The following is an 8684-nucleotide window of genomic DNA, read 5'->3' on the forward strand; positions in this document are numbered from 1 at the left end:
CAGCGGGCCTTTTTCGCCGCGGCCCTCGGTCAGGCCGCCCCCAGCACGGCGCCCCGGCCCGCAGCCCAGGCCGCGCCGGCGCCCCAGAGCCCGCCCGTGGTCCACACCACCCGCGTGCAATCGAGCGAAATCCCCACGGGCGAGGCGCCCAACCGGATTCTGCGCCCCGGCTCCCTGGTCGATATCCGGGTCTGAAGCCCCCGCAGGCTCTCAGTAACGCGCGCGGCGGGCGCGCCAGATGGCGCTCTCCAGGGCGCGAGCGAAATCGGCCCGTTCCCTGGGCGAGAGCGCCGCGGCCACCTTGGCGACCTTGCCCGACAGCATCAGCTTGACCCCTACGGTCTCCTCGTCCTCCACCTCCACGCCCACGCGGGTGAAGGCGGTGGGCGAGGTCCAGACCAGGGCCTGGGCCCGCGGGGTCTGACGCAGGACGCGCACCTCATGGGCGGTGACCTGCACCCGCTCCACCTGCCGGGCGGCGTGAAAGCTCACCAGGAAGGCCACCGTGATGGCCACCACGTCCAGGCCCAGGAAGATGGGCACCAGGGTGGCCCCCATGCGCAGGAAGATGAGCGCGGTCAGCGCATTCACCCCGGTGATCACGGCGATGAGGATCACGAACCCTCGCTGCGAGAGCGAGCGGTTGGGGGTGATGACCGCATCCATGAAGTAAGCGCCGTGCATCCTGGCTCAGGATATTAGCGACGCCTCCGGGCTTGGCGAGGGCGTTTGCGCGCGGCATGTGTGGCCCATGGCCAGAGCCCCGAAACGACGCCGCCTGTCGCCGGCCGAAAAAGCCCGCATCGCCACCCTGTTCGAGCGGTTCGAGGCGCAGGAAAGCGATCCGCGCACCGAACTGGCCTATGACAGCCCCTATACCCTGGTCACCGCCGTGGCCCTGTCGGCCCAGGCCACCGATGTGGCGGTGAACAAGGCCACCGCCCGGCTGTTTCCCGTGGCCGACACGCCGGAAAAGATGCTGGCGCTCGGCGAGGCGGGGCTGATCCCCTTCATCGCCTCCATCGGCCTCTATCGCACCAAGGCCAGGAACGTCATCGCCGCGGCCCGCATCCTGATCGAACAGCACGGGGGCGAGGTGCCCCTGGAACGCGCCGCCCTGCAGGCCCTGCCCGGCGTGGGGCGCAAGACCGCCAGCGTCGTGCTGAACGAGCTGCGGGTGGAGCCGGCCATCGCCGTGGACACCCACGTCTTCCGCGTGGCCCACCGGCTGAAGCTGGCCTTCGGCAAGACCCCCGACCAGGTGGAGGAAGAGCTGATGGCCGTGATCCCGCAGCCCTATCTCACCCGCGCCCACCACTGGCTGATCCTGCACGGCCGCTATGTCTGCGTCGCCCGCAAGCCCAAGTGCGGCCAATGCCCCGTCGCCGACCTCTGCCCGTCGAAGGCCCTGTTCCTGGGCGCGTGATCCCGCAGGCCCGTGCGCGCCTCAGGCCCAGCCCTGGGCGTTGCGCAGGCGCACCCCGCTCACATGCAGGCTGGTCTCCCAGGCCCCGCGCAGGTGGGCCAGGGTCTCGCTCACCCGCAGCTCCACCCCGGCCGCGCGCAGGGCCGCCGGCAGGTCGGTGATCTGCTCCACCGCAAGCGGCCTCACCGCCTGGCGCGAGACCCACATGCCCGCATCCTCCAGGCTCTCGAAGTTGTCGGGCGGCAGGTCGTAGCAGGCGAGCTCAGCCGCGCGCAGGCGCTCGAGCCAGTCCCATTCCACATAGGCCAGGACCTGGGCCGCGGAGCCGGCGAACCAGCGCTCGCGATCGGCCGCCGTGGTTTCCGGCGTCGCCCAGATGACGATGCGCGGGCAGTCGCGGGGAAAGAGATAGAGCGCCTGGCGCGCCTCCTCGATGGCCCAGACCAGGGGGCCGTTCAGCCAGTCCTGGCCCGGCGGCCGCGCCGAGGGCGTGCGCACCGGGCGCGGCTCGAAGACGGCGATGGACGGATCATCGCTGAAATGCAGCAGCCGCATGGCCGGGCGGGGTCAGCCCCGCGCCCGGGGCAGGGCGGCGGCGGCGGCGGCCAGGGCGGTCACCGCGTCCCAGTCCCGGGCGGCCAGGGCGGCGGCCGGCGCCACCCAGGACCCGCCCACGCAGGCCACATTGGGCTGGGCCAGATAGGCCGGGGCGGCGGCCGCATCGATCCCCCCGGTGGGGCAGAAGACCGCCTGGGGGAAGGGGCTGGCCAGGGCTCGCGGCAGGCCAGGCCCGCCGATCAGGCTGGCGGGAAAGAGCTTGAAGGCGGAAAAGCCCCGCTCCAGTCCCGCCATCAGCTCGCTGGCCGTGGCCACGCCGGGCAGCAGGGGGATGGGGCCGTCGGTCCCCTCGCCGGGGATCAGGCCCGGAGAGACGGCGAAGCGCGCCCCGTCCCGGGCGCAGGCGGCCCGGGCCGCCGCCGAGGTGACGGTGCCGGCCCCCACCACCGCGCCCTCCACCTCGCCGGCGATCCGGCGGATGGCCTCGTGGGCGGCAGGGGTGCGCAGGGTGACCTCCAGCGCCCGCAGCCCGCCCGCCACCAGGGCGCGGGCCAGGGGCACGGCGTCCTGCGCGTCCTCGATGATCAGCACCGGCACCACCGGGGCCAGGCCCAGGATCTCTTCGAGGGTCATAGGCGCAGGGCCTCCAGCTGCCGCAGTTCGCGGGCGCAGCCCACCAGGGCCGCATAGGGATGGGTGATCAGAAAGGTGGGGATGTCGCGTACATAGTCGCTGAGCCGGCCCTTGGCCTCGAACCGCTGGCGGAAGCCGCCGGCCATCAGCCGCTCGATCATGCGCGGGGCGATGCCGCCGCTGACATAGACTCCGCCCCGGGCGCCGTGGCTGAGGGCCAGGTCGCCGGCCACCCCGCCCAGAATGGCGCAGAAGCGGTCCAGGGTGGCGATGGCCGCCGCATGGCCGGCCTCGGCGGCCTTGATCACCGCCCGCTCGTCGGCCAGGTCGCTCGCCTGGCCGGCCTGGGCCTGCAGCGCCAGGTGCAGGTCATAGAGGCCCTGGCCCGACAGCACGCGCTCGATGGAGACCCGACCGAACCGTTCCGCCAGCCGCGCCCACACCGTCGCCTCCACAGCGTCATGGGGGGCGAAGCCCGCATGGCCCCCCTCGGTGGCCACGGCGATGTCCACATGCTGGGAGCGGGCCACGGCGGCCACCCCGAACCCCGTGCCCGGTCCCAGCACCACGATGGGGCAGGTGGGCGCGCCGCGCAGGGGCGGGCCGATCCGGCGCAGGTCGTTGGCGTCCAGCACCGGGGCGGCCATGGCCTGGGCGGCGAAATCATTGATCAGCCGGGCGGCGTCGAAGCCGAACTGGGCGATGAGGTCGGTTTCGGAGACCTGCCAGTCGAGATTGGTGAACTCGATCTCCCCGTCCACCACCGGCCCGGCCACGGCGATCACCGCCCGGGCGGGACGCTTCCTGCCCGCGGTCTCGTCGAGATATTCGGTGATGATGGCGTCCAGGGACGGGTAGTCGGCGCAGGCATAGGTCTTGGTGTTGCGCAGCTGGCCCTCGCCGCTCACCAGGGCGAAGCGGGCGTTGGTGCCGCCCACATCCCCCACCAGTCCGTCATAGAGCGCGCCCATCAGGCCGCCTCATCGAACAGGACCGAGGCGCCGGCCTCGGCGGGACCGGCGGCCCGGCGCATCCAGCCGAACAGCTCGCGGCCAAAGCCGTGGTCGGACGGGCGCGCGGGCGCAGCCGCCGGGCGGGCGGCCAGCTCGGCGGCGTCCACCTTGATCTCCAGCCGGCCGGCATGGACGTCCAGACGGATGATGTCCCCGTCGCGCACCTTGGCCAGAGCCCCGCCGCAGGCCGCCTCCGGGGTCACATGGATGGCCGCCGGCACCTTGCCCGAGGCGCCGGACATGCGCCCGTCGGTGACCAGGGCCACCTTCAGCCCCCGGTCCAGCAGGACGCCCAGGGTCGGGGTGAGGCTGTGCAGCTCGGGCATGCCGTTGGCCCTCGGCCCCTGGAACCGAACCACGGCCACGAAGTCCTGCGTCAGCTCGCCCCGGCGATAGGCCTCCAGCAGGTCGTCCTGGTCGTCGAACACGCGGGCCGGCGCCTCGATCACCAGGTGCTGGTCCTTCACCGCCGAGGTCTTGATCACCGCCCGGCCCAGCCCGCCGTCGAGCAGGCGCAGACCCCCCTCGGCCTGGAAGGGGTCGTCCACCGGCCGCAGAATGTCGGGATTGAGGCTCCGGTCCGGCCCGTCGCGCCAGACCAGCCGCCCGTCCTGCAGGAAGGGTTCGCGGCGGTAATGGGCCAGGCCCTTGCCGGCCACCGTGGTCACATCCCCATGCGCCAGGCCCGCGTCCAGCAGCTGGCCGATGACGAAGGCCATGCCGCCGGCGGCCTGGAAGGCGTTCACGTCCTCGGTCCCGTTGGGATAGACCCGGGTGATCAGGGGCGTTACCCGCGAGAGCTGGTCGAAGTCGCTCCAGTTCACCAGAACCCCCGCCGCCCGGGCCATGGCCACGATGTGCAGGGTGTGATTGGTGGAGCCGCCGGTGGCCAGCAGGCCCACCATGGCGTTGACGAAGCTCTTTTCGTCCATCACCGCCGACATGGGCGTATAGGCGTTTCCGCCGGCCATGATCTCCACCGCCCGGTGCGCCGCCGCCGCGGTCAGGGCCTCGCGCAGGGGGGTATGGGGATGGACGAAGGCCGCGCCGGGCAGGTGCAGGCCGGTCATCTCCATCATCATCTGGTTCGAATTGGCCGTGCCGTAGAAGGTGCAGGTGCCCGGCCCGTGATAGGACTGCATCTCGGCGTCCAGCAGCTCCTCGCGGGAGACCTTGCCTTCGGCGTAGAGGCCGCGGATGCGCGCCTTTTCGGCGTTGGACAGGCCCGAGCTCATGGGGCCGCCGGGCACGAAGATCACCGGCAGGTGGCCGAAGGCCAGGGCGCCCATGGTCAGGCCCGGCACGATCTTGTCGCAGATGCCCAGGAGCAGGGCGGCGTCGAAGGCGTCATGGGTCAGGGCCACGCCGGTGGACATGGCGATCACGTCCCGGGAAAAGAGCGACAGCTCCATCCCCGGCCGCCCCTGGGTGACCCCGTCGCACATGGCCGGAACCCCGCCGGCCACCTGGGCCGTGGCGCCCGCCGCCCGGGCCGCGGCCCGGATCTGGTCGGGGAAGCGCTCATAGGGCTGATGGGCCGAGAGCATGTCGTTATAGGCCGTCACGATCCCCAGGTTCGGCGCCGAGGGGTCGCGCATCCGGGCCTTGTCCTCGCCGGGCAGGGCGGCGAAGGCGTGGGCGAAATTGGCGCAGGAGAGCTTGCCCCGGCCAGGTCCGGCGCGGCCGGCCGCCGCCATGCGCGCCAGATAGTCGGCCCGGGTCTCCCGGCTGCGATCGACGATGGCCTGGGTGACGTCGGCGACGACCGAGTGCAGGGGCGGATACATGGGCGGGGCGAGGCTCCTATGGGGTCCAGAGAACCCGCACCGGAAGGCGGGTCTGGGTCAAGAGGGCGCGAACCGGCAGGTCGGCGCCCTCGGCGGCGGCCAGGGCCACCGCCCGCTTCTCCGCCCCGGCGATAAGCACCAGGACGGCCTTGGACTGCATCAACGCCCGCAGGGTCAGGGTGATCCGCGGCCGGGGCGGATCGCCTATCGGGGCGTTGAAGCCGTGGCAGAAGGCTTGGCTCGACATGGCCGCGTCCAGGCCCTGGGCGCCGGGAATGAGCGAAGCCACATGACCGTCCGGCCCCATGCCGAGCAGGGTCATGTCGAAGGGCGAAAGGGCCGCCACCTCGGCCTGCGCCAAGCGGGCGCTCTCGGCGGCGTCGGCGGCGCCGCGCCGCATCAGGGGGATGAACCGGGCCGCCCGCGCCGGCCCCGTCAGCAACCGCCCTCGCACCAGACCCTCATTGGAGGCCGGATCGGAGGCCGGCACGAACCGCTCGTCCGACAGGGTGACGTCCACCCGGGCCCAGTCCAAGTCATCGCGCGCGCTCAGGCGGTCATAGACCGGGCCGGGGGATCGCCCCCCCGTGGCCACCAGGCTGGCCCGCGCGCCCGTGGCCAGGGTTCGGGCCAGGGCCGCCTGCACCGCCTGGGTCGCGGCCTCGGCCAGGGCGTCGGCGTCGGGGAAGGTCTCGATCATCGGCCAGACATAGCCGGTCCCCGGCCCTGATGCGACCGGGCGGGGGGCTTGAGGCCTCGGCGCATCATCGCCTGGGGGTGTGGGCCAGACGCAGGATGTTGGCCGCGCCGGGCGAGCCCATGGGCAGGCCGGCCAGGATCAGCACCCGGCGGCCGGGCGGGGCCAGGCCCAGGCGGGCGGCCACGTCGGTGGCGACCTTGGCCAGGGATTCCGAATCCTCCGGCTGGGGCGCCACCCTTGCCTCCACCCCCCAGGTCAGGGCCAGGCGTCGCGCCACCGCCAGGTGAGGGGTGAGCGCCAGGGCCGGCTGCAGCGGGCGCTGGCGAGCCAGGCGCAGGGCGGTCTGGCCGGTGGTGGTGAAGCTGGCCAGGCAGGCCACCGAAGGACCCTGGGCGGCGCGGTCGGCGGCGGCCACCAGGGCGTCAGCGTCGGCGTCCTCGATGGGAAACTCCGCGTCCATCAGTTCGGGCCAGCGGGGGTCGCGCTCCACCCGGCCGATGATCTTGTCCATGACGGTCACGGCTTCGTTGGGAAAGCCGCCGGCGGCGGTCTCGGCCGAGAGCATCAGGGCGTCGGCGCCCTCATAGACCGCGCCCGCCACGTCGGAGGCCTCGGCCCGGGTGGGGGTGGGGGCGGTGACCATGGATTCCAGCATCTGGGTGGCGACGATCACCGGCAGGCCGCGGGTGCGGCAGGCCCGGATCAGCGACTTCTGCACCACCGGCACCTCTTCGGGCGCCAGCTCCACCCCGAGATCGCCCCGGGCCACCATGACCCCGTCACAGAGGTCGAGGATCTCGTCCAGGGCCTCCAGCGCGGCGGGCTTCTCGATCTTGGCCAGGACGGCGGCCCGGCCCCGGACGATCTGGCGCAGCTCGGCCATGTCGGCGGCCCGCTGCACGAAGGACAGGGCGATCCAGTCGCATTCCTGCTTCAGGGCGAAGGCCAGGTCCTTGCGGTCCTTGTCCGTCAGGGCCGGGATGGGGATGGCGTGGCCGGGCAGGTTCAGGCCCTTGTGGTTGGAGAGCGTCTCGCCCACCTCGACCACCGTTTCGGCATAGTCCCGCCCGCAGGCGGTGACCCGCAGGCGCACCCGCCCGTCGTCGATGAGGATTTCCGCCCCCTCGCGCACCGCGGCCAGGACCTCGGGATGGGGGGCGCAGACCCGGGCGGCGTCGCCGGGGGCGGGATCGAGGTCGATGCGGAAGGCCTGGCCCGGCGCGATCTTCACCGAACCCTCGGCGAACCGGCCCAGGCGCAGCTTGGGACCCTGCAGGTCGGCCAGGACGGCGATGGGGCGGTCCAGTCTGGCCTCGGCGGCGCGCACCGCGGCGATGGCCTGGGCGTGATCGGCGTGGGTTCCGTGGCTGAAATTCACCCGGAAGACGTCGGCCCCGGCCCGCGCCAGCGCCTCGACCTGCTCCGGCGCCCGGCTGGCGGGGCCGAGGGTGGCGACAATACGCGCACGGCGGGTTCGGATCATCGGCTCCCCCTTAGATCAGGCCCCGCTTCGGGCGAATCGCTTGGTTCTCCAGGGATCGCAGCTTAGCAAAGGGCGTTAAGCGGCCATCGAGAAAAGAAGGGGGCCCATATGGCGGACCAAAGTGGCGAGGGGCCCTGGTGAGCGATAATCTTCAGACCCTGGATCTGTTCCCCATCGGCAACTGCGCGGCCAGCGCGCTGATCGATCGCCAGGGGCGGTTCGTCTGGGCCTGCGTGCCCCGGGTGGATGGCGATCCGGTCTTCTCGGCCCTGCTCAGCGACCGCGACCCGGCGGCGCAGGACGTCCAGGGCCTGTGGTCCATCGAGGCCCAGGATCTGGCCCATGTGCGACAGTCCTATCTGCGCAACACCCCCATCGTGCGCACCGAGATCACCAACCGCCAGGGCGACGCCTTCGAGATCCTCGACTTCTGCCCGCGCTACCGGCAGTTTGGGCGGGTCTACCGGCCCATGGCCTTCATCCGCCTGGTGCGGCCCATCTCGGGCACGCCGCGCATCCGCATCCGCCTGCGCCCCACGGTGAACTGGGGGGAGGCGCCGGCCAGGCGCACCACCGGCTCCAACCACATCCGCTATGTGGGCGGTCCGGCCACCCTGCGCCTGACCACCAACTGCCCGGTGAGCCACATCACCGAGGAGCGGCTGTTCCGCCTGGAAGAGCCCATCGCCATGTTCCTGGGCCCCGACGAGGGCTTCGACGCCGATGTGGCGGCCACCGCCACCCGCATGCTGAGCGAGACCACCGACTACTGGCGGGCCTGGGTGCGGACGCTTTCGGTGCCCCTGGAATGGCAGGCCGCGGTGATCCGCTCGGCCATCACGCTGAAGCTCTGCGCCTATGAGGAGACCGGCGCCATCGTCGCGGCGCTGACCACCTCCATCCCCGAACATGCGGAGTCCGGCCGCAACTGGGACTACCGCTATTGCTGGCTGCGGGACGCCTATTACGTGGTCCAGGCCCTGACCCGGCTAGGCGCGGCCGACATGCTGGAGAACTACCTCTCCTACCTGCGCAACCTCGTGGACGAGGAGGGCGGGGGCCATGTCCAGCCGGTCTATGGGGT

At 72.3% G+C, this 8684-nt stretch carries 9 protein-coding genes and 1 pseudogene; 3 read left to right on the forward strand and 7 right to left on the reverse strand.

Annotation, left to right across the window (positions count from 1 at the left end):
* A pseudogene (locus V7D28_RS11330) lies at positions 1–195 on the forward strand (hypothetical protein); the annotation flags it as partial.
* Positions 196–210: 15 nt separating this feature from the next.
* Here the strand turns inward: V7D28_RS11330 and V7D28_RS11335 are convergent.
* Positions 211–684, reverse strand: a complete 474-nt coding sequence (locus tag V7D28_RS11335) for a DUF2244 domain-containing protein (protein ID WP_333587493.1) — start codon at positions 682–684, stop codon at positions 211–213.
* Positions 685–751: 67 nt separating this feature from the next.
* On the opposite strand from V7D28_RS11335, the gene nth reads away from it, so the two are divergent.
* Complete coding sequence (gene nth, locus V7D28_RS11340; RefSeq protein ID WP_333587494.1) at positions 752–1426, forward strand: endonuclease III; 675 nt, start codon at positions 752–754, stop codon at positions 1424–1426.
* Positions 1427–1447: 21 nt separating this feature from the next.
* Here the strand turns inward: nth and V7D28_RS11345 are convergent, their stop codons facing one another.
* From V7D28_RS11345 to pyk, 6 genes are all read right to left on the reverse strand, one after another.
* Positions 1448–1981 (reverse strand): DUF6886 family protein, encoded by a 534-nt coding sequence (locus tag V7D28_RS11345; RefSeq protein ID WP_333587495.1) that lies wholly within the window; start codon positions 1979–1981, stop codon positions 1448–1450.
* Between the two features lie 12 nt (positions 1982–1993).
* On the reverse strand, positions 1994–2617 hold the full coding sequence (gene eda, locus V7D28_RS11350) for a bifunctional 4-hydroxy-2-oxoglutarate aldolase/2-dehydro-3-deoxy-phosphogluconate aldolase (protein ID WP_333587496.1): 624 nt from the start codon (positions 2615–2617) through the stop codon (positions 1994–1996).
* Positions 2614–3588 carry a glucokinase gene (gene glk, locus V7D28_RS11355; RefSeq protein WP_333587497.1) on the reverse strand — a complete coding sequence of 325 codons (975 nt, stop codon included), beginning with the start codon at positions 3586–3588 and terminating at the stop codon, positions 2614–2616. Before glk ends, eda begins: the two co-directional genes overlap by 4 nt.
* Complete coding sequence (gene edd, locus V7D28_RS11360) at positions 3588–5417, reverse strand: phosphogluconate dehydratase (RefSeq protein WP_333587498.1); 1830 nt, start codon at positions 5415–5417, stop codon at positions 3588–3590. Before edd ends, glk begins: the two co-directional genes overlap by 1 nt.
* Positions 5418–5433: 16 nt before the next feature.
* The gene (gene pgl / locus V7D28_RS11365) at positions 5434–6117 is read right to left on the reverse strand and encodes a 6-phosphogluconolactonase (RefSeq protein WP_333587499.1); all 684 of its coding nucleotides are present in this window, start codon (positions 6115–6117) and stop codon (positions 5434–5436) included.
* A gap of 64 nt (positions 6118–6181) precedes the next feature.
* Positions 6182–7600 carry a pyruvate kinase gene (pyk, locus tag V7D28_RS11370; protein WP_333587500.1) on the reverse strand — a complete coding sequence of 473 codons (1419 nt, stop codon included), beginning with the start codon at positions 7598–7600 and terminating at the stop codon, positions 6182–6184.
* Positions 7601–7734: 134 nt separating this feature from the next.
* On the opposite strand from pyk, the gene V7D28_RS11375 reads away from it, so the two are divergent.
* Positions 7735–8684, forward strand: a 950-nt coding sequence (locus V7D28_RS11375) for a glycoside hydrolase family 15 protein (protein WP_333587501.1), incomplete at its 3' end; no start/stop codon positions are given.

The organism is Phenylobacterium sp. (genome assembly GCF_036723115.1).
GTDB lineage: Bacteria > Pseudomonadota > Alphaproteobacteria > Caulobacterales > Caulobacteraceae > Phenylobacterium.

Excerpts from the sequence above, each read along its gene's own strand:
- eda (WP_333587496.1), bottom strand. The coding sequence starts at position 2,617 with ATGACCCTCGAAGAGATCCTGGGCCTGGCCCCGGTGGTGCCGGTGCTG.
- edd (WP_333587498.1), bottom strand. The coding sequence starts at position 5,417 with ATGTATCCGCCCCTGCACTCGGTCGTCGCCGACGTCACCCAGGCCATC.
- V7D28_RS11345 (WP_333587495.1), bottom strand. The coding sequence starts at position 1,981 with ATGCGGCTGCTGCATTTCAGCGATGATCCGTCCATCGCCGTCTTCGAG.
- glk (WP_333587497.1), bottom strand. The coding sequence starts at position 3,588 with ATGGGCGCGCTCTATGACGGACTGGTGGGGGATGTGGGCGGCACCAAC.
- V7D28_RS11335 (WP_333587493.1), bottom strand. The coding sequence starts at position 684 with ATGCACGGCGCTTACTTCATGGATGCGGTCATCACCCCCAACCGCTCG.
- pgl (WP_333587499.1), bottom strand. The coding sequence starts at position 6,117 with ATGATCGAGACCTTCCCCGACGCCGACGCCCTGGCCGAGGCCGCGACC.
- nth (WP_333587494.1), top strand. The coding sequence starts at position 752 with ATGGCCAGAGCCCCGAAACGACGCCGCCTGTCGCCGGCCGAAAAAGCC.
- pyk (WP_333587500.1), bottom strand. The coding sequence starts at position 7,600 with ATGATCCGAACCCGCCGTGCGCGTATTGTCGCCACCCTCGGCCCCGCC.